15 protein-coding genes are annotated in these 19,862 nt (G+C 32.4%); 3 read left to right on the top strand and 12 right to left on the bottom strand.

The genetic code is table 11. The annotated features are described in order from the left end of the window. Positions 1–74 precede the first annotated feature (74 nt). Positions 75–1,097, bottom strand: a complete 1,023-nt coding sequence (gene ruvB / locus IEW75_RS12545; RefSeq protein ID WP_134248889.1) for a Holliday junction branch migration DNA helicase RuvB — start codon at positions 1,095–1,097, stop codon at positions 75–77. A gap of 179 nt (positions 1,098–1,276) precedes the next feature. On the opposite strand from ruvB, the gene IEW75_RS12540 reads away from it, so the two are divergent. Further along, positions 1,277–2,674, top strand: coding sequence for a Gfo/Idh/MocA family oxidoreductase (locus IEW75_RS12540; protein ID WP_134248890.1), 1,398 nt, complete (start codon positions 1,277–1,279; stop codon positions 2,672–2,674). A gap of 64 nt (positions 2,675–2,738) precedes the next feature. Here IEW75_RS12540 and IEW75_RS12535 read toward each other — a convergent pair whose 3' ends face one another. The 8 genes from IEW75_RS12535 to IEW75_RS12500 all read right to left on the bottom strand — a co-directional run bounded on the left by IEW75_RS12535 (position 2,739) and on the right by IEW75_RS12500 (position 14,491). Further along, positions 2,739–4,490: a cytochrome c oxidase subunit I gene (locus tag IEW75_RS12535; protein WP_134248891.1), complete on the bottom strand. Its 1,752-nt coding sequence runs from the start codon at positions 4,488–4,490 to the stop codon at positions 2,739–2,741. Positions 4,491–4,528: 38 nt separating this feature from the next. Further along, positions 4,529–5,536: a cytochrome c oxidase subunit II gene (locus tag IEW75_RS12530; RefSeq protein WP_134248892.1), complete on the bottom strand. Its 1,008-nt coding sequence runs from the start codon at positions 5,534–5,536 to the stop codon at positions 4,529–4,531. Positions 5,537–5,630: 94 nt separating this feature from the next. Further along, the gene (locus IEW75_RS12525) at positions 5,631–6,956 is read right to left on the bottom strand and encodes a quinol:cytochrome C oxidoreductase (protein WP_134248893.1); all 1,326 of its coding nucleotides are present in this window, start codon (positions 6,954–6,956) and stop codon (positions 5,631–5,633) included. Positions 6,957–6,984: 28 nt separating this feature from the next. Next, entirely contained in the window at positions 6,985–7,539 is a 555-nt protein-coding gene (locus IEW75_RS12520; RefSeq protein WP_134248894.1) for a c-type cytochrome, read from the bottom strand. Between the two features lie 8 nt (positions 7,540–7,547). After that, positions 7,548–8,069 (bottom strand): DUF3341 domain-containing protein, encoded by a 522-nt coding sequence (locus IEW75_RS12515; protein ID WP_134248895.1) that lies wholly within the window; start codon positions 8,067–8,069, stop codon positions 7,548–7,550. Between the two features lie 2 nt (positions 8,070–8,071). Next, entirely contained in the window at positions 8,072–9,790 is a 1,719-nt protein-coding gene (locus IEW75_RS12510) for a helix-hairpin-helix domain-containing protein (RefSeq protein WP_134248896.1), read from the bottom strand. A gap of 34 nt (positions 9,791–9,824) precedes the next feature. Beyond that, positions 9,825–12,890: a TAT-variant-translocated molybdopterin oxidoreductase gene (locus tag IEW75_RS12505; RefSeq protein ID WP_134248897.1), complete on the bottom strand. Its 3,066-nt coding sequence runs from the start codon at positions 12,888–12,890 to the stop codon at positions 9,825–9,827. 32 nt (positions 12,891–12,922) lie between these two features. Further along, positions 12,923–14,491 carry a c-type cytochrome gene (locus IEW75_RS12500; RefSeq protein ID WP_229714452.1) on the bottom strand — a complete coding sequence of 523 codons (1,569 nt, stop codon included), beginning with the start codon at positions 14,489–14,491 and terminating at the stop codon, positions 12,923–12,925. Positions 14,492–14,709: 218 nt separating this feature from the next. Here IEW75_RS12500 and IEW75_RS12495 point away from each other — a divergent pair, with 218 nt between their 5' ends. After that, positions 14,710–15,081, top strand: a complete 372-nt coding sequence (locus IEW75_RS12495) for an SPOR domain-containing protein (protein WP_134248898.1) — start codon at positions 14,710–14,712, stop codon at positions 15,079–15,081. On the opposite strand, the gene dnaG is transcribed toward IEW75_RS12495, so the two are convergent. The 3 genes from dnaG to clpP form a co-directional block, all read right to left on the bottom strand. Beyond that, positions 15,082–17,124, bottom strand: coding sequence for a DNA primase (dnaG, locus tag IEW75_RS12490; protein WP_134248899.1), 2,043 nt, complete (start codon positions 17,122–17,124; stop codon positions 15,082–15,084). It abuts the gene before it with no gap. Positions 17,125–17,222: 98 nt separating this feature from the next. After that, the gene (clpX, locus tag IEW75_RS12485) at positions 17,223–18,464 is read right to left on the bottom strand and encodes an ATP-dependent Clp protease ATP-binding subunit ClpX (protein ID WP_134248900.1); all 1,242 of its coding nucleotides are present in this window, start codon (positions 18,462–18,464) and stop codon (positions 17,223–17,225) included. An 18-nt stretch (positions 18,465–18,482) separates the two neighbouring features. Next, positions 18,483–19,142, bottom strand: a complete 660-nt coding sequence (clpP, locus tag IEW75_RS12480) for an ATP-dependent Clp endopeptidase proteolytic subunit ClpP (protein ID WP_134248901.1) — start codon at positions 19,140–19,142, stop codon at positions 18,483–18,485. Between the two features lie 201 nt (positions 19,143–19,343). Here clpP and IEW75_RS12475 point away from each other — a divergent pair, with 201 nt between their 5' ends. After that, positions 19,344–19,850, top strand: a complete 507-nt coding sequence (locus IEW75_RS12475) for a hypothetical protein (RefSeq protein WP_134248902.1) — start codon at positions 19,344–19,346, stop codon at positions 19,848–19,850. The last annotated feature ends 12 nt before the right edge of the window (positions 19,851–19,862 follow it).

The following is a 19,862-nucleotide window of genomic DNA, read 5'->3' as shown; positions in this document are numbered from 1 at the left end:
TAAATTTAGAGTTTTATGCAATAACAAAAGTAAGATGATATATTTTTAGTTTTGTGATATAAGTCACTTATAGTTTAAAACAATTCCGCTTGAGAATCACCTTTTATTTTTCCTAAATGTTGATATGCTAAATGTGTAACTTCTCTACCCCTAGGAGTCCGCATAATAAATCCTTCTTGTATTAAAAAGGGCTCGTAAACTTCTTCAATAGTTTCAGAATTTTCACCAACCGCAGTTGCTAACGTACTAATACCTACTGGACCTCCTTTAAATTTATCTATGATGGTTATTAATATTTTATTATCCATTTCATCCAACCCAAAGGCATCTACATTTAAAGCGTTTAAAGCAAACTTTGCAATTTCAATAGTTATTGTTCCGTTTCCTTTTATTTGTGCAAAATCGCGCACTCTCCTAAGTAACGCATTTGCAATTCTTGGAGTTCCACGACTTCTTCCAGCAATTTCAATAGCTGCCTCCATAGCTATAGGCATTTTTAAAATAGCTGCACTTCTTTGTATTATAGTAGTTAGTAATTCTTTCTTATAATATTGTAATCTGCTACTTATCCCAAAACGTGCGCGCATTGGCGCAGTTAATAATCCAGATCGCGTTGTAGCTCCAATTAAGGTAAATGGTTCTAAATCTATTTGAACGGTGCGTGCATTAGGCCCAGATTCTATCATTATATCAATTCTGTAATCTTCCATTGCAGAATACAAATACTCCTCAACAATTGGACTTAACCTATGAATTTCATCTATAAATAATACATCTCGCTCACTTAAATTAGTTAATAAACCTGCTAAATCACCAGGCTTGTCCAAAACAGGTCCTGAAGTAATTTTTAAGCCAGCATTTAACTCATTTGCTAAAATATGTGCTAAAGTAGTTTTACCTAAACCTGGAGGTCCGTGAAATAAAGTATGATCTAAAGCTTCTTCACGTAAATTAGCAGCTTCAACAAAAATTTTTAGATTTTCTAAAACTTGCTCCTGCCCCGTAAAATCATCAAAAGTTAATGGACGCAGTTTTTTTTCTACGTCTAATTCTTCTGGAGAATAATGTTCTTTATCTGGATTCAAGTTTTCATTCATATTGACAACACAACTTTAGTTGCACGAAGATATAAAAAAATTAGTGACAATACTTAAATTAAACATTTCTAAAAATACTGTCATTTAAACTAAAAAAAGGCTTTATTGACTTATAAATTTGTGAACTACCAAAAATAATTGTTAATTTTACGTTTATTAACGTATTATAAACATTACACATGAATTCTAATAGACGAGACTTCCTAAAAAAATCTTCCATTGCTGGAGCGGGTTTAGCATTTTTACCTAGTTTTTTAAATGCTAGTAATTTTAATTTTTCACCTGCTTTTGGAGCAACTTATATGGGAGACTTTGCTGCTCCTAAATTAGAAACTGTTCGCTGTGCTTTTATTGGTGTTGGCGCAAGAGGTTCTGGACATGCGACAAGAACCGCTAATATTGAAGGTACTGAAATAGTTGCAATCTGTGATTTATATGATGATTGGGCTACGAATACTGCAAATAATTGCAAAAAAATTGGTGCAGGAGAACGACATACTGAAATCGCACTATATACTGGAGGGGAAAATGAATGGAAAAAAATGCTCAAGAAAGAAAAACCAGATCTCGTTTTTATAAGCACCCCTTGGAAAAAACATGCGGAAATGGCTATTTATTCAATGAAGAAAGGAGCACATGCCATGGTAGAAGTACCAATTGCTCTAACCATTAAAGAAATGTGGGATATTGTTGATACTTCTGAAAAAACTAAAAAGCATTGTATGATGCTTGAAAACGTAAACTACGGACGTGAAGAATTATTATATCTAAATATGTGTAGACAAGGTGTTTTAGGTGAATTATTGCACGGTGAAGCCTCATACATACACGAATTAAAAGGACAGATGCATCAAGTTGAGCGCGGAACAGGTTCTTGGAGAACTCCACATTATGCAAATAGAGACGGGAATTTATACCCAACGCATGGTTTAGGTCCCGTTGCTCAATACATGAACTTAGCAAGAGGTGAAGATAATTTTAATCGTATTGTTTCTATGTCTTCCCCAGGAAAAGGTAGAAATATATATGCAAAGAAAAATTTTGACGCCACTCACAAATGGAATCAATTAGATTTTAAAGGAGGTGATATTAGCACCTCTATTATACAAACTGCAATGGGACGCACAATTATGGTGCAATGGGACGAAACAAGTCCACGTCCATATTCTAGACACAACCTAATTCAAGGAACCAAAGGGACTTTAACTGGCTTCCCTACAAGAATAGTGTTAGAAGGCGGTGTTGAAGGTATTACTGAAAATCACCATCAATGGGCAGAAGGAGAAAAATTAGAAGCTATTTTTGAAAAATATGAACATCCGTTGTACAAACGTATGGGAGAAATCTCTAGAAAGAATGGCGGACACGGTGGTATGGATTATTTAATGACTTTCCGTATTATCGAATGTTTAAGAAATGGACTACCATTAGATCAAAATGTGTATGAAGGTTGTTTTTGGAGCGCAGTTTCACCGTTAAGTGAAGCTTCAGTTGCAGAACATGGAAGTTCTCAATTGTTCCCTGATTTTACAAGAGGAAATTGGAAAAACACAAAACCGTTAGCAATTGTTGAATAATAACATTACGTACTAAAAAAAGCCTTTTCAATTAATTGAAAAGGCTTTTTTTTATAAATTAAAGTTAAGATTCTTCTTCCCCTTCTTTTAGTGGTGTTGTTTGTAATACATAATCTTCTTCATGTCCAGGTTTGCTATAATCGTAAGCCCACCTATGCACCGCTGGAATTTCTCCAGGCCAATTTCCGTGAACATGTTCAACCGGAGTTGTCCATTCTAAAGTATTGGATTTCCATGGGTTTTGAGTTGCTTTTTTACCTTTATAAATACTAATAAAGAAATTTGCTAAGAAAATAATCTGAGCTGCACCACCTAATATTGCAAACATTGTAATTACAATATTTACATCAGCTACATCATCAAATAAAGGAAAAGCTGTATTTGCATAATACCTACGAGGTAACCCTGCTAAACCTACAAAATGCATCGGGAAGAAAACTCCATAAGCAGCAACAACAGTTATCCAAAAGTGCCAGTATCCTAATGTTTTATTCATCATTCTACCAAATAGTTTAGGAAACCAGTGATATACACCTGCAAACATACCATAAATTGCAGAAACTCCCATTACTAAATGAAAGTGGGCAACTACAAAATAAGTATCATGTACATTAATATCTAAGGCACTATCTCCAAGCACTAATCCTGTTAAACCTCCAGAAATAAATGTAGAAACAAACCCAATTGAAAAGAGCATTGCCGTATTCATTTGAATATTTCCTTTCCACATGGTAGTAATCCAGTTAAATGCTTTTACTGCTGATGGAATTGCAATTAGTAATGTTGTAAATGTAAAAACAGAACCTAAAAATGGATTCATCCCAGAAACAAACATGTGATGTCCCCAAACAATTGTCGATAAAAATGCGATTGCGATAATAGAACCAATCATAGCTCTATATCCAAATATTGGTTTACGAGAGTTACAAGCAATAATTTCAGATACGATCCCCATTGCTGGTAGTATTACAATATATACTTCAGGATGCCCTAAAAACCAAAATAAATGTTCAAATAAAACTGGGGATCCTCCTTGATAATGCAATACTTCACCTTGAATAAATATATCTGATAAAAAGAATGACGTTCCAAAACTTCTATCAAAAATCAACAACAAAGCCGCTGATAATAATACTGGAAACGAAACTACTCCAATTATAGCTGTTACAAAAAACGCCCAAATTGTTAATGGTAATCTTGTCATTTTCATACCAACAGTTCTTAAATTAAGAACCGTTACTATATAATTTAAAGCTCCCATTAAAGAGGATGCTATGAATATTGCCATTGATACTAACCAAAGTGTCATACCCATTCCAGAACCTGGAATTGCTTGCGGTAATGCACTTAAGGGTGGATAAATTGTCCAACCTGCAGAAGCCGGTCCTGCTTCAACAAAAAGTGAAATAACCATTATTACACTCGATAAAAAGAATAACCAATAAGAAACCATATTTAAAAAACCTGAAGCCATATCACGGGCTCCAATTTGTAATGGAATTAATAAGTTACTAAACGTTCCACTTAAACCCGCGGTTAATACAAAGAAAACCATAATGGTACCATGTATTGTTACTAAGGCCAAGTAAATATCTGGAGACATAACCCCACCGTCTTGATGGTTCCCTAAAAAAGCTTCAATAATAGTAAACGATCTATCTGGCCAAGCAATTTGCAAACGAAATAACATGGACATAAATACACCGATAACACCCATAAAAATACCAGTAACTAAATACTGTTTTGCAATCATTTTATGGTCAGTACTAAAAACGTATTTAGTAATATATGTTTCTTTATGATGATGATCTGACATAATCTATTTTTAATTTAGTAGTATAGTAGTTAGTTAATTTATTGCACAACTTGCGCCATTGTTTTTTGATTTTTTATCCAGGCATTAAAATCTTCTTCTTCTTCAACAATAATTTTCATTTGCATATTGTAATGAGAAGAACCACAAATTTTATTACATAAAAGTAAGTAGTCGAACTCATACGTGTCCTCCCCTTTTTCTGCTCGTATTTTATTAATCCCATCAACTTTAGCAATTGTTTTATCGTTCAATCGCATTTCTTCAGTTGTTAATGAAGGTGTAAAAGCAAATTGAGTTACCATACCTGGAACACAATTCATTTGTGCTCTAAAATGCGGCATATATGCAGAGTGCAATACATCTTGAGAACGGAATTTAAAAATTACTTTTCTTCCTTTTGGCAAACGTAATTCGCGTACAGGAATATCATCTAATGCATTTTTGTCGGACATATCAACACCCATTGTGTTAATTCCCTTTATGTTTCTAACATTCGCTAAACCTAATTCATTATCTTCTCCTGCATAACGAGCTTCCCAAGAAAACTGTTTTGCATACACTTCAACAATTAATGGGTTTTCTGCATCTGAAGGATCCATAACATCAACCCAAACAGATAATCCATAAAGTACTAAACCTGCTAGAACAACTGCAGGAACTACAGTCCAAATTAATTCTAATTTATGACTATCTGCATAAAATAATGCTTTTCTGTCCTTTATTCCTCTATATTTAAAAGCAAAATAAAAGAGTAAAAATTGTGTAATTGCTTGAACTACCAATATTAATACCATTGTAACCATATACAAAGTATCGTAACTTTCTCCTTCTACAGATGCCGAATCCGGCAGTAAAATTATTGAGTATTTTACAAAAGAAAAGATCATTAATCCGTAAAAGAATACTCCAAAAACTGCAAATAAAATACCTTGTGTGTTATTATCTTTTTCAGTTGCAATTACACTTTTAAAATTTAGAATACTCGTTACTTGCCAGATAGCTACTGCTACAACAATTGCCAGTAAAATATAAAGTAATGCTGTCATTTTTTTAATTTAGATTTTTTTAGTTGTGCCAAATATAAAAAAAATCCTGAATAATTTGTATTCAGGACTCTTTTCTATGAGAATATTTTATTAATTAGTAGTGAAAATGTTCACTTTCTTTTATAAAAGGACTTCCTTTTGCTAATAATGGAGCTTTTGATAATGCATTAAATACAACATAAATAAATATTCCTAAAACTAATAATGCCGAACTTATTTCTGAAATTCCAAAATACCATTGATCTCCAACCGTTGCTGGCATAATCATTACAAAAATATCTACGTAATGTCCTATTAATATTACAATACCAGTTGTAACTATAAACCAGTTTACACGTTTGTAATCACTATTCATTAAAACTAATAAAGGGAAAACAAAATTTAAAACTAACATTCCTAAAAATGGAATTTTATAATCATTAAACCTTGTAACAAAATAGGTAACCTCTTCTGGAATATTTGCATACCAAATTAACATAAATTGAGAGAACCATAAATATGTCCAAAAAATACTAAATCCGAACATAAATTTTGCCAAATCATGTAAATGGCTATTGTTTACAAATTCTAAATACCCTTTTCCTTTTAAATATATAGAAACTAATGCTATAGTAGTTATTGCAGAAACTATCATACTTGCAAAAAGATACCATCCAAATAAGGTACTAAACCAATGTGGGTCTAAAGACATTATCCAGTCCCAAGACATCATAGACTCTGTTACTAAAAAGAATACTAAAAAGGCCGCTGAACGCTTAAACAATTTTGTGTAATTGCTTAAATCAGTAGCATTATCTTGAGCTAAAGTTAACTTTCTTGAATGTTGACGATACCAAATCCAACCTGCCATATAAATTGCAGCTCTAATTAAAAAGAATGGTACGTTTAAATACCCAGTTTTATTTTGAATTAATTCATCATGCGCCACAACTTCAGGATCCATCCAAACAAATAAATGATTTAAATGTAATGATGACAACACAAAAAATACAAATAATAAAATTCCACCTATTGGTAAATAGGCCGTTATTGCCTCCATTACTCTAAATAAAACTACTGGCCAACCTGCTTGAGAAGCGTGTTGTATTGCATAAAACGCTAATGTTCCTAGTGAAATTATAAAAAAGAAAAATAGTGCAACATATAATGCTGACCAAGGTTTGTTCTTTAATAGGTGATATACGTGCTCTGCATGTGTATCATCGGAATGCGCAGAATCGTGTGAATTAGAATCATCTAAATGTGCATCGCTGTCATGTGCTGTAGCAACTTCACCATGAGTATCATGACTCTCTTGAAGCATTACTTTAACATCTTCTACAGAACTTGGTGTAGTAAAAAAACCGTAAGCAACACCTAAAATACCTACTATCATTAAGGCATAAGAAAATGTTTTTAATTTACTTGAAAAGGTATACATATCTTTAATTTCTATCTTAGTAAAAGTGTTATTTTAATAATTCGGTTCTAAGTTGTTGCACATACATAGTAACTTGCCAACGTTCCTTAGTGGTTAATTGAGACGAATGAGACCCCATTAAATTTCTACCATGCATAATTACGTGATAAATACTTCCTTCAGTTATCTCTCTATCTTTATAATTAGGAATTCCTAAAAACTTTTCTCTTTGTACCAATACTCCATCTCCTGCTCCAGATTTTCCGTGGCAAGACATACAATAAATATCATACATTTTTTTTCCATTATCTAAATTAGCTTCAGTAAGTTCTAAAGGATTTTTAAGATCTATTTTCGCAGCCTCATAACCTTCATTTGTATTTTCATATTCATAAGGAACATCTCCTCTGGCAATAGTTCCCTCAACTGGAAGTTGCGTTGTCATTCCGTTTGAAAAATTAGGGTTTTCAGTATAGGTTTCATACCCAACTGATTTGTACATATCTGGCATATATTGGTAATTTGGCTTAGATTTATCACCCCAACAAGATGATAAACTAAATAAAAAAGCCAATGCTATTGTTATTTTTAAAATGTTCTTCATTTTAATTTCTACTTTTCAGTTACTTTAATTTCAACAGTTCCTGTATTTTCTAAAAATGAAACTAACTCTTGCTCATTTTCATCTACAGCCACTTCCATTACAAACATATCATCTGTTGTTCTAGGGTCTGGATTTTCTGCTTCTTTAAATGGCCATAATCTACTTCTCATATAAAAAGTAATTACCATTAAATGTGCCGCAAAAAACACACTCATTTCAAACATTATTGGAACAAAAGCTGGCATATTTTGAAAAAATGTAAAACTAGGTTTACCACCTATATCTTGCGGCCATTGTTCTATCATCATATAATTCATCATCCAAATAGAGAATGAAAAACCAACACAACCGTACAAAAATGCAGTAATTGCAATTCGTGTTCCTTTAAGCCCCATAGCTTTATCTAATCCATGAACTGGAAATGGTGTATAAACTTCTTCAATATGATGATTTGCTGCACGCACTTCTTTAACGGCATCCATAAGGATATCATCATCATTATACATTGCTTGTATTACTTTTGAGCTCATAATTACCCGTTATTTTTTAAGTTTTTAGCTTGTCCTGCCCAATCATCTCGTTTTGCTCTTCCTTTAAATGATTCTAAAAGTGAGTCTAACAAATCATATTCTTTTTCAGTCATTTTACTAACTTGATCAAAACTATAAATACCAATAGTATTTAATGTTTTTTCTAACTTAGGACCAACGCCACTAATAAGCTTTAGATCATCAGCAGTTTGAGTTGCTGCATCAAATATACCTAGGCTTCCTAATAATTCTTTTTTCTGCTCTGCTAGATCTTCAACAATAGTTTCAACAGCTTTTTTTGAAGCTTTTACTACTTTTGCTGGCGCAGGATTTTTTCCTCCTGCATCTCTAAATAATTTATAAGCCTCTCCAGAAGATTTCAAAATAGATTTCACCTCTGCTTGCGCAATTACAGGGAATGTTCTTGCATATAATAAAAATAATACAAAGAAGAATCCTATGGTTCCAACATATATTCCTATATCAACAAATGTAGGTGAGAACATTGTCCAAGATGATGGCAAGTAGTCTCTATGTAATGAAGTTACAATAATTACAAAACGCTCAAACCACATTCCAATATTTACAACTATTGAAATAATGAACGAGAAAGTAATACTTTGTCTTAATCTTTTCGACCACATAAACTGTGGGGAAAACACGTTACAACTCATCATTAATAAATAAGCCCACCAATAAGGTCCAGTTGCTCTATTTAAAAAGGCATATTGTTCATATTCTACACCTGAGTACCAAGCTATAAATAACTCAGTAATATATGCACATCCAACTATTGAACCTGTAATCATAATTACAATGTTCATTAACTCTATGTGTTGTTTTGTAATGTAAGCTTCTAAATTTGAAACTTTTCTCATTATAATAAGCAATGTGTTTACCATTGCAAATCCTGAGAATACTGCTCCTGCAACAAAGTAAGGAGGGAATATTGTTGTATGCCAACCAGGAATTACCGAAGTAGCAAAGTCAAAAGATACAATTGTATGTACTGAAAGTACTAGAGGTGTAGCTAAACCTGCTAACACCAAAGATACTTCTTCAAAACGTTGCCAGTCTTTAGCTCTACCTGTCCAACCAAAACTTAATAAACTGTAAATTTTCTTTTGAAAAGGTCTCACAGCTCTATCACGTAACATTGCAAAATCAGGTAATAAACCTGTCCACCAGAAAACTAATGAAACCGATAAATACGTTGATATTGCAAAAACGTCCCATAATAATGGAGAGTTAAAGTTAGTCCAAAGTGTTCCAAATTGGTTTGGTATTGGTAACACAAAATGTGCATTCCAAACACGTCCCATATGAATAACTGGGAACAAACCTGCTTGAACAACAGAGAAAATAGTCATTGCTTCTGCAGAACGGTTAATACCCATTCTCCATTTTTGACGGAACAACAACAATACAGCTGAAATTAAAGTACCAGCGTGACCGATACCTACCCACCATACAAAGTTGGTAATATCCCAGGCCCAACCTACGGTTTTATTTAAACCCCAAACTCCAATTCCTGTTCCAATGGTGTATATAATTGAACCTATACCCCAAAGAAAGGCTAACAGTGCAATTGTAAAAGCTGTCCACCATAATTTATTTGCTTTACCTTCAACAGGAGCTGCAACTTCCACAGTAATATCGTGGTAGCTTTTATCCCCAACAATTAAAGGTCTTCTAATAGGTGCTTCGTAATGAGACGACATATTCTAATTTAATTATTATCTTTTATTAATATTCTTATGCTTCTTGTGTATTTCTAACTTTTACATGATAAACCACATTTGGTTTTGTTCCTATGTGCTCAAGTAAATGATATGCTCTTTTATCCTTTGCTAAACTTGCAACTGTATCTTCATGCTTGTTTACATCTCCAAAAACCATAGCTCCATTTGTACAAGCATTAGAGCAAGCAGTTTCAAATTCGTTGGTATTTACGGGTCTTCCTTCTTTCTTAGCTTTTAAAATTGTTGCTTGTGTCATTTGAATACACATAGAACATTTTTCCATAACTCCACGAGAACGAACAGTAACATCTGGGTTTAATACCATTTTACCTAGATCATCGTTCATATTGTAGTCAAATTCGCTATTGTTTGGATAGTTGAACCAGTTAAATCTACGTACTTTATAAGGACAGTTATTTGCACAATATCTTGTTCCTACACAACGGTTATAAGCCATTTGATTTTGACCCTGACGACCATGAGAAGTCGCTGCTACAGGACAAACTGTTTCACAAGGTGCGTGGTTACAATGTTGACACATTACAGGTTGAAATGCTACTGAAGGATTTTCAGAAGGATCTTCTAATTCTGCCATTGTATCTTTATAACCAAGAACTCCTGTTCCAGCTTCTTTCTTTTCATTATCTCCTGCAAAATCTTCTTCGTGAGAATAGTATCTATCAATACGCAACCAGTGCATATCTCTAGATTTTCTTATTTCTTCTTTACCAACAACAGGCACATTATTTTCAGCGTGACAAGCGACAACACAGGCTCCACATCCAGTACACGCATTTAAATCTATCGATAAATTAAAATGATGACCAACAGATCTATCAAAAGCTTCCCATAAATCTACAGAGTTAGCTTCAACTTCATTATGATCTAAAGATACTACAGGTACAACATTCCATTCTTTAGAATCAACGTTGTTATAATCATCAATAGTAGTTTCTTTAATAATATCACCTCTTCCCATTAAAGTATTGTGCAACTGAACACAAGCAAATTCGTGTTCTCCGGCAACTAACTTTAAAGTTACATCTGATTGGTAATTATTAAATCCTTTGTAAAATTGGTAGGCATTCTTTCCAGTTTGCATTTCTGCTTTTAAACCCTGCTTACGACCGTAACCTAAGGCCAATCCTAATGAACCTTTAGCTTGACCAGGTTGAATTAAAACTGGTAATACTTCAGAAATACCATTAACTGAAACTTCAACTAAGCTTCCATTTAACGCTCCGTTTGCAACATTATGGTTAATTGCTCCAATCACTTCAGCATCAGCTTTAGACATTGTTAAGTAATTATCCCAAGATGTTCTTGTTATAGGATCAGGCAATTCTTGTAACCAAGGATTATTTGCCATTTGACCATCACCCAATCCAGTTTTTGTATATAATGAAAGTTCAAATTCACTTCCTGTTATTTTTGCTAATTCAGAACCTGCAGCATCAATATCTACTTCACTTAACGTAATTTCTTCTGTTGGTAATTCGGCCGTAAAAACGCCATCATGTAAGGCTTGGTTCCAAGATTTACCTTCTAAAACTTCTGTATTCCATGTTTCTTTTAAGAAATCGTAGTAAGTTGTAGTACTTCCCGTCCAAACTAACAATGCATCTTGAAACTGACGTGTATCAAATAAAGGTTTAATAGTTGGTTGCATTAAGCTATACTGTCCTTTTTTAATAACAGCATCTCCCCAAGATTCTAAATAGTGTGGTGTAGCTAATGCATATTGAACTGCGTTTGCAGTTTCATTATCTTGCATAGAGAATGCAACAGATAACTTTACTTTTTTCAATCCTTCAACAAACTCATTTGAATTTGGCAACGTGTACACTGGATTAGAATTATTTATAATTACAGCTCCAATTTTACCTGCATTCATATCAGTAATTAATTGGGCAACAGCTGCATCATTTCCTATTCTAACATTTTTAGTTGCAACAACATCAATAACCTCACTATTAATTGCTTGATTAATAGCCAATGCTAATAATTGTGCGTTTTTATCTTGAATTCCAGTTACAACAACAGCTTTTGTTCCAGCTACCTTAATTTGTTGCGCTGCTTTTTGAATTGTTTCATTTAGAGGAGTTGCCTCTCTAGTTGCAATTCCTTTTACAACTGCTTGGTATAATTTAATAAGTGCTAAATTTTGTTCTGATGGTTTTACCATAAAACGTTTATCAGCGTTTGCACCTGTTAAGGTCATATTAGATTCGATCTGAATATGACGAGACATTTTTCCGTTAGTTGGAATACGACTTTTTGAATAACCCGCATCAAAACCTCCACCTTGCCAATCTCCCAAGAAATCTGCGCCAATTGAAACAATAACTTCTGCTTTTTCAAAATTATAGTCTGGTAACGCTCTTGTTCCATACATTGCTTCAAAAGCATCTAATGCAGTAGATTCTGAAACAGCATCGTAAACTACGTGGTTTACATTACCAAAGGTTTCACCTAAATTATTGATTAATTTTTTAGTAGAAGGGCTCGCACATGTTCCAGTTAAAACTGCGATTGGTAAACCTGCCTCTTTAACTTCATTTAATTTTGAAATAATTTGACTATCTGCATTAGCCCAAGAAATTGCAGCTCCATTTTCATTAAACCTAGACTTTTTTAAACGATGACTATCATATAATGATAAAACAGATGCTTGCACACGTGCATTTGTACTTCCGTTTGCTTCTTTATTAGGATCAATTTTTATTGGACGTCCTTCTCTAACTTTTACTAATATATTTGCAAAATCAAAACCATCTGCCATTGTAGTTGCATAATATTCTGCAACGCCAGGGATAATATCATCTGGTTTAATTACATAAGGAATTGATTTAACAACAGGACCTTCACAAGCTGCTAAAGATGCTGCTGCTGTTGTAAATCCAACGTATTTTAAAAAGTCTCTACGTGTTGTTGATGAAGTTTCTAAATTCTCTTTATTACCTAAAAATTCATCGGTAGGAATTTCTTCAACAAACTCGTTTTGTTTTAACGTATCAACAATAGAGCTTTTTGTATTTAGCTCTTCAACACTTTTCCAGTATTTTTTGTTTGATGCCATTCTATATTTAGTTATTTACTTCGTAATTAATATTAATAGTGACATTTTCCACATTCTAAACCTCCCATTTGAGCGGCCGTCACTTTTTCTACACCGTACTTTTTAGCTAATTGATCGTGAATATTTTTGTAATATCCATTTTCAGTTAAGTCTACCTCTGTATCTCTATGACAGTCTATACACCATCCCATTGTTAATGGAGAGAATTGATGCATTTCGTGCATTTCTTCTACAGGACCATGACATTTCTGACAATCAACACCAGCTACGGTAACATGTTGTGCGTGATTATAATATGCAAAATCAGCTAAATTATGAATTCGAACCCACTCTATAGGTTTTTGCTCATAACCTTCAATGTATTGCATATTTTCCTTATCCCATCCAACAGCATCATAAATTTTTTGAATTTCATTATCTAAATCTTCTTTTGAATAATCACCAAATAATGGCCCGTTATATTCAGAAATCGATTTATGACAATTCATACAAACATTGGCTGTAGGAATTCCTGAAGTTTTACTATGTTTTGCTGAAGAGTGACAGTATTGACAATCAATTTTATTATCACCAGCGTGTATTGCATGTGAAAATGCAATTGGCTGAATTGGCTGATACCCTTCGTTTACATCAATTTGCATTAACCATCCAAAGAAAAACCATGCTCCACCTAATAAAAGAAACATTATAGTTAAAAAACGTAAGAAAGGGTTAAAAATCATTGATTTCAACATACTTTCTGTTGATTCTTCTCCTTCTTCCAATTTTTTATTAGTGGTAGCCGCTACAATTAATGAAAGTAATAAGAATACTAGAATTGTAACACCTAAAGTTGGTATAACTCCAAAACCAGGTTTATTAAAAATTTTCTCCGATGAAGCATCAGCGGTTACCAAAGCAACTTCTTTTAAATCTCCAACAGCAAAATATTTTAACAAATCATCTAAATCTTGATCTGATAATTGTGGAAAAGGCGTCATAGCTGCAGGGTTACTATCCTGCACTTCTTTTGCCAATTTATCTCCAGAAGCAACTAAAGCATTGTTATCTTTAATCCAAGCTTTTAGCCATTCTGGTTCACGTTTATCTGTAATTTTAAACAATTCTGGACCAATTAGTTTGCCTTCCATTTTATGACAGGCAGCACAATTAGTTTTAAAAATTTGTTTTCCACGCTCTACACCAGGGTCAACTTCTTGCGCAACCGGTGCCGCTTTTGGTGCAGCTTCTTCACCTTTAGTATATTCTAAAATATCAACAATATCTTGATCAGATAAATGCGGATTTGCTGTCATTGGCAATTTATTGTTTTCTTCGAAAACCTGAATTGCAAGTTTATCTCCTGACTTAATCATTCCTGGACTATCTTTAATCCAGGCAATTAACCAATCTTGTTCTCTTTTATCAGTTATCCCTTTTAATGCAGGACCCACTAATTTCTTGTCGAGTTTATGGCAAGCGGCACAATTTGCTTTGAAGAGTTTCTCTCCATTCGCTACATCGGCTTGCTGTGCTGATAAACTAAGTGAAAATAATAAAAGGAAAGCAAGACTACTATTGACTAATCTTGATAATGGACTGTGTTTTTTCACACTTTTCATACTTAAAAAAAATCTTTTCTTTCTTGTTTGGTACAATATTTTCATTAAAAAAATAATGATAAAAGTCATTATTTAAAAATGATTTCACAAAAGTACTATTTAAAAGTAAAACTAAAAATCTAAAAATTGTGTTAAAGTTAATTTATATTGATTCTAAATAAGGGCTTTTTCCTTTTACATGAACAATGAATAATCTAAATTTGAAAAAAATTATAATTATGAAGTTTCTTACTAAAAAAAAACATATTGGTTTATTATTAACTCTTTTAATAACTAGTGGATTTGCTTTCGCTCAAAATGAAGCCGACAAGATTGAGGATTTAATTTCCCAAAAAAGAAGTTACAATCAACAAAATAAGAACACTATAGTTTATAAAATTCAACTTTATAATGGTGTTGAAACCGAAGCATATAAAATTGAAAGCAATTTTAAAAGTGTCTTTCCTGAATACAAAACAAACATTATTTACAAACAACCAGAATGGAAAACTCAAGTTGGTAATTTTGAAACGAAATTAGAAGCTGATAGAGTTTTATTGCTTATTAAAGAAGAATTTTCTGGAGCAATTGTTCTCGAAGATCTTATATAGTTATACCACTCTATTTAAACGGTTTGCAATTTTAATTCTTAAACCTGTATAATTCATAGTTGATTCTAAATTTTCAATTCTCTGATTTTCGTTTTCAAATTCCATAAGTTTTAACGAATTGATTTTTTCTTCAATAAGTACACGCCTTAAATTATAAATTGCATCTAAAACCATTTTAGAAAGGTCGCTTTCTTTACTTTTTACAGCAATATCTTTGCGTTCCCAATTACTTAAAACATGCTTTTCATCGTCCATTAAAATATTGGTTACTAAACTAGCTATCTCTGTATTTGTGTGATTCACCAATACATCAACCGAAATATTTTTGTTTTGGTTTAGTTGATTAATAACATCATAATAGATCTGTTTAAATGTTTCATCTGTAAATTCAACTTCATCTTCTTGTAAATTTAAATAGATTTCTTTTGAAACTAAATTTTGAAAATGTTCCTTCTTTAATGCGTGAAAATCTCTTCCGTCAACTTCACCTTCATCAACAAAATCTACAAAATCGACTTCATTATTACCATAAAGCAACAAAATTTTAATTATTTCTCGTTCATATTTTTGAAGCTCATTTACCTTTTCGAATTTAGGTGTCTTTTGCAATTGTAACATTTCTGGATACAACACATCCATTGGAGGTTCATTAGGGTCTGGACGATTTCCACTATTATAATTACTAGGTGTTCTACCCGAACTTTTTGAAGCTTCTCTTTTTTGTTTATTAAAAATTTGAGCCAATTCATTAAATAGTACATTTTCAGAAATATCCATAATTCTGGAACATTCTTGAATATAAACTTCTCGTTGAATTCTATCTGGAATTTTAGAAATACTGATAACAATATCTCTAATTAAACCCGCTTTTTTTATAGGATCATTTTTGGCCTCTTCCATTAGTAAAGAAACCTTAAAATTTATAAAATCCTGTGAATTATTTTCTAAATAGTGTTTTAATTCTTCTTCGGTTACTTTTTTAGCATAACTATCTGGATCGTCACCATCTGGAAACATTAAAACACGAACATTCATTCCTTGTTCCAGTATTAAGTCAATCCCTCTAATAGATGCTCTAATTCCTGCCGCATCTCCATCAAATAAAATAGTAATATTTTTTGTGAGACGATTTACTAAACGAATCTGATTTTCTGTAAGCGCCGTTCCAGATGAAGCAACCACATTTTCTATACCACACTGATGTAACGTTATAGTATCTGTATAACCTTCAACTAAGTAACAATTGTCTTCGCGTGCAATGGTTTGTTTTGCATAATGTATACCATATAAAACATTACTTTTATGGTAAATATCACTGTCTGGAGAATTTAAATATTTTGCGGCTTTTTTATCATTGGTTAAAATTCTACCACCAAATCCAAGTACGCGTCCGCTCATGCTATGAATTGGAAACATCACACGGCCTTTAAACCTATCGAATTGCTTGGTATTGTTAGGGTTTTGTGAATCTTGTTTTACAATAGTTAACCCAGTAGATTCTAAGTGTTTTAAGTTATATCCTTTGTTTATTGCCTCTAAAGTAAAAGCTTCCCACTCGTTCAAAGAATATCCTAATTGAAACTTTTTTATAGTTTCTTCGGTATAACCTCTTTCAATAAAATAGCTTAAACCAATTGCTTTCCCTTGTGGATCTTCTAATAAGTTTTTATGAAAATAATCACGCGCATATTCTGAAACCAAAAACATACTTTCACGCTCATCAGCTTGTTGTTTTTGCTCATCAGATTGTTCAATTTCATCAATTTCTATATTGTATTTTTTCGCTAAATAACGAATGGCTTCTGGATACGAATAATGCTCTTGCTCCATTAAAAAAGAAACCACATTTCCGCCTTTTCCAGTACTAAAATCTTTCCAAATTTGTTTTACAGGAGAAACCATAAATGAAGGTGTTCGCTCTTCAGAAAAGGGGCTTAACCCTTTAAAATTACTTCCTGCTTTTTTTAACTGAACAAATTCGCCAATAACCTCCTCTACTCTGGCGGTTTCAAAAACTCTGTCTATGGTTTCTCTGGAAATCAATTTTATTGGATATTTTTATGGTTCTAAATTAAGAAATTTTAGATAAAAAAATCACCCATTAAAAATAAAGGGTGATTTAAATTAATATGAGCCGAATTTTAAGAAACTGCTTTCAACTTTTTTAAAGTTGATTTTCTAATTTTATTATCAGCGTATTTTTCTGTTACTTTCAGCACTGTTTCATCCGTTCCTGGAAGTTCGAACATAGCATCGGTTAAAATAGCTTCACAAAGAGATCTTAAACCACGCGCTCCCAATTTATACTCAACTGCTTTATCTACAATATATTGCAACGCTTTTTCATTTATAGAAAAATCTATACCATCCATTTTAAACAGTTTTTGATATTGTTTAATAATAGAATTTTTTGGTTCGGTTAAGATTGCTCTTAACGTTTCTGCATCTAAAGGATTCATATGCGTTAAAGCTGGTAAACGACCTATTATTTCAGGTATTAAACCAAATGATTTTAAATCGCTTGGAATAATATATTGCAATAAATTATCTTCATTTACTTTATCTACTTTTATAGATGCACTGTAACCTACTGCCTGTCTATTTAATCGTTTTCCAATTAGTTTGTCAATTCCTGAAAAAGCACCGCCAGCAATAAATAGTATATCTTTTGTATTAACTTCAATAAATTTTTGATCTGGATGTTTTCTTCCTCCTTTTGGTGGAACATTTACAACTGCGCCCTCTAATAATTTTAATAAAGCTTGTTGCACTCCTTCTCCAGAAACATCACGTGTAATTGAAGGATTATCTCCTTTACGGGCTATTTTGTCTATTTCATCAATAAAAACAATACCACGTTCTGCTTTAGTTACATCGTAATCTGCCGCTTGTAAAAGGCGTGTTAAAATAGTTTCAACATCTTCACCAACATACCCAGCTTCTGTTAATACTGTTGCATCAACAATACAAAAAGGTACATTTAACATTCTTGCGATTGTACGTGCAATTAATGTTTTCCCAGTTCCTGTTTCACCAACTAAAATAATGTTACTTTTTTCAATCTCAACATCATCTTCGTCTTTGGTATTTGGTTGCAATAATCTTTTATAATGATTGTAAACTGCAACAGACATTACGCGTTTTGCCTGATCTTGACCAATCATATATTGGTCTATAAATTCCTTTATTTCTAAAGGTTTTTTCACTATTAATTCTGAGGTTAGTGAAGATGAAGAGTTTTCAGCTATTTCTTCCATCACAATACCATGTGCTTGTTCTATACACTTATCGCAAATATGTGCATCTAAACCCGCAATCAACAAATCCGTTTCTGGTTTTTTTCTACCACAAAACGAACATTCTAAAACTTCATCTTTCGCCATTTTTTAATTTCGTTATTTTTACTTTCTTATTAAAATTTCATCAATCATTCCATAAGCTTTTGCTTCTTCTGCTTTCATCCAATAATCACGGTCTGAATCTTGATGAACTTTTTCCATAGTTTGTCCAGAATGCTTCGAAATTATTTGATATAATTCGTCTTTTAATTTTAAAATTTCTCGTGCCGTAATCTCAATATCACTTGCTTGACCTTGTGCACCACCTAATGGTTGGTGAATCATAATACGCGAGTGTGGTAATGCAGAACGTTTTCCTTTTTCACCAGCGCACATTAAAACTGCACCCATTGAAGCTGCCATTCCTGTACAAATTGTAGCTACTTCTGGCTTTATAAATTGCATTGTATCGTAAATTCCTAATCCTGCATAAACACCTCCTCCAGGCGAATTTATGTAAATTGAAATATCTTTGGAATTATCTACACTTTCTAAAAATAACAATTGAGCTTGTATTATATTCGCTACATAATCATCAATTCCAGTTCCTAAAAATATAATTCTATCCATCATTAAACGAGAAAACACATCCATTTGTGCAACGTTTAACTGACGCTCTTCAATAATATAAGGTGTTACACTGCTAACAATCTTATCGTAATACGTACTACTAATTCCTTGTTGTTTAGTAGCAAACTTTTTAAATTCTTTTCCGTAATCCATTTTATAGTTTTATAAAATTATGGGGGTAAAGATAAGAAGTATTCATGAAATATTGGGACTCTAACAGAAATAGTAAATTTAGAATGAATTTATATAACAGTATTTTAACAAAAAATCGCTATTTTTATTATGCGTGCATAGTATTATTAAGTACCTTTATAATGATATTCTAAAATTTATTAATAAACTAAAAAATATATAATGAAACTTAAATTAGTATTAATACTATTAGTTGTATTTACACTAAATAGTTATGCGCAAGAATTTGAAAAAGGAACTATAGTGACTAAACATTACGACACTATTGCTAATGTGGAAATTAAAAAAATTAGCGATGAAAAAAGCTTGTTACACTTATCATATATTGATCAAGAAGGTATTGAACAAAACCTTGATATAGAAACTATTAAACACTACAATAGAGGTGAAGATGTTTTTTGTAGAATTTATAATTCTGGAGAAATGATTATGGCTAAAAAAGTTGTAATTGGTGAAAAATTAAATCTTTACCAAAGATATTATAATGGTAAAACCGTTTTTTATATTGAAAAAGTGTTTGATGAATTAATAAAAATACCTTCTTCAAGCAATAAATTCAGAAAAGTTATTGGCGATTTTTTAAGTGATGCTCCAAAACTAGCAGCACGGATTGAAGCCAAAGAACTCGTTGACATTTTAGAAATTGTGACGCTTTATAATAAAAGTTAAAATTTTAGATTT

The organism is Lutibacter litoralis (assembly GCF_014646675.1).
In the GTDB taxonomy this organism is placed as follows: domain Bacteria; phylum Bacteroidota; class Bacteroidia; order Flavobacteriales; family Flavobacteriaceae; genus Lutibacter; species Lutibacter litoralis.
This window is presented reverse-complemented; position numbering and strand designations above follow the sequence as displayed.

What these genes read in the sequence shown, in the direction of transcription:
- IEW75_RS12540 (WP_134248890.1), top strand. Translation starts at nt 1,277, where the DNA reads ATGAATTCTAATAGACGAGACTTCCTAAAAAAATCTTCCATTGCTGGA.
- IEW75_RS12475 (WP_134248902.1), top strand. Translation starts at nt 19,344, where the DNA reads ATGAAACTTAAATTAGTATTAATACTATTAGTTGTATTTACACTAAAT.
- clpP (WP_134248901.1), bottom strand. Translation starts at nt 19,142, where the DNA reads ATGGATTACGGAAAAGAATTTAAAAAGTTTGCTACTAAACAACAAGGA.
- IEW75_RS12520 (WP_134248894.1), bottom strand. Translation starts at nt 7,539, where the DNA reads ATGAAGAACATTTTAAAAATAACAATAGCATTGGCTTTTTTATTTAGT.
- IEW75_RS12500 (WP_229714452.1), bottom strand. Translation starts at nt 14,491, where the DNA reads ATGAAAAGTGTGAAAAAACACAGTCCATTATCAAGATTAGTCAATAGT.
- ruvB (WP_134248889.1), bottom strand. Translation starts at nt 1,097, where the DNA reads ATGAATGAAAACTTGAATCCAGATAAAGAACATTATTCTCCAGAAGAA.
- clpX (WP_134248900.1), bottom strand. Translation starts at nt 18,464, where the DNA reads ATGGCGAAAGATGAAGTTTTAGAATGTTCGTTTTGTGGTAGAAAAAAA.
- IEW75_RS12530 (WP_134248892.1), bottom strand. Translation starts at nt 5,536, where the DNA reads ATGACAGCATTACTTTATATTTTACTGGCAATTGTTGTAGCAGTAGCT.
- IEW75_RS12510 (WP_134248896.1), bottom strand. Translation starts at nt 9,790, where the DNA reads ATGTCGTCTCATTACGAAGCACCTATTAGAAGACCTTTAATTGTTGGG.
- IEW75_RS12505 (WP_134248897.1), bottom strand. Translation starts at nt 12,890, where the DNA reads ATGGCATCAAACAAAAAATACTGGAAAAGTGTTGAAGAGCTAAATACA.
- IEW75_RS12535 (WP_134248891.1), bottom strand. Translation starts at nt 4,490, where the DNA reads ATGTCAGATCATCATCATAAAGAAACATATATTACTAAATACGTTTTT.
- IEW75_RS12495 (WP_134248898.1), top strand. Translation starts at nt 14,710, where the DNA reads ATGAAGTTTCTTACTAAAAAAAAACATATTGGTTTATTATTAACTCTT.
- IEW75_RS12525 (WP_134248893.1), bottom strand. Translation starts at nt 6,956, where the DNA reads ATGTATACCTTTTCAAGTAAATTAAAAACATTTTCTTATGCCTTAATG.
- IEW75_RS12515 (WP_134248895.1), bottom strand. Translation starts at nt 8,069, where the DNA reads ATGAGCTCAAAAGTAATACAAGCAATGTATAATGATGATGATATCCTT.